The organism is Bradyrhizobium sp. SHOUNA76, from assembly GCF_023006445.1.
GTDB lineage: Bacteria > Pseudomonadota > Alphaproteobacteria > Rhizobiales > Xanthobacteraceae > Bradyrhizobium.
The window spans coordinates 1-524 of record NZ_JALBHA010001126.1; the positions used below are offsets into that span (position 1 = coordinate 1).

A 524-nucleotide genomic window follows, 5' to 3' on the forward strand; every position below is an offset into this window, starting at 1 on the left:
ACTGCGTGGTGGCCGATGACGCGCGCGACCAGGACGACATGGTGAGCCGCGCCGGCCAGATCGCGTTCCGGGACGGCTTCGTCCGCGCCGGCCAGCGCGTGATCATCGTCGCCGGCGTGCCGCTCGGCATCCCCGGCACCACCAACATGGTGCGCATTGCTTCGGTCGGCTCCGAAGGCGACGCGAACATTTAGGTCCGGCAGGGCCCGCCAAACAAAAAATCGAAAAACAACCCCATGCAAAGTAGCCGGGGCTTCCGGCGAGCTTGCTGCGGTCCTGCAAAAAGGCTTGCCCAGTCAACGACCTGAGCAGAGTCAGGCCGCAGCGCCGGTCGCGCGGCCGATTTTACGCGCCAACCAGCGCCTTCGTTGTCGGCAGCAGCGTCTGCTGCACCACCAGACCACGGGCGCGCGCGTCCATGACGCCGACCGCACGCAGCGCCAGCAGCGTCACGGTCTGCACCGCGTCCCGCATCTTGACGGGATCGTCGAGATTGTCGGGCGCGAGCGGCCCGACAAGCGCCT

1 protein-coding gene and 1 pseudogene are annotated in these 524 nt (G+C 67.6%); one reads left to right on the plus strand and one right to left on the minus strand.

What is annotated here, in order from left to right:
- A partial coding sequence (locus MOV74_RS40100) for a pyruvate kinase alpha/beta domain-containing protein (protein WP_309486899.1) occupies positions 1 to 194 on the plus strand: 194 nt, incomplete at its 5' end.
- A gap of 151 nt (positions 195 to 345) precedes the next feature.
- Here the strand turns inward: MOV74_RS40100 and MOV74_RS40105 are convergent.
- Positions 346 to 524, minus strand: a pseudogene (locus tag MOV74_RS40105) (TetR/AcrR family transcriptional regulator); the annotation flags it as partial.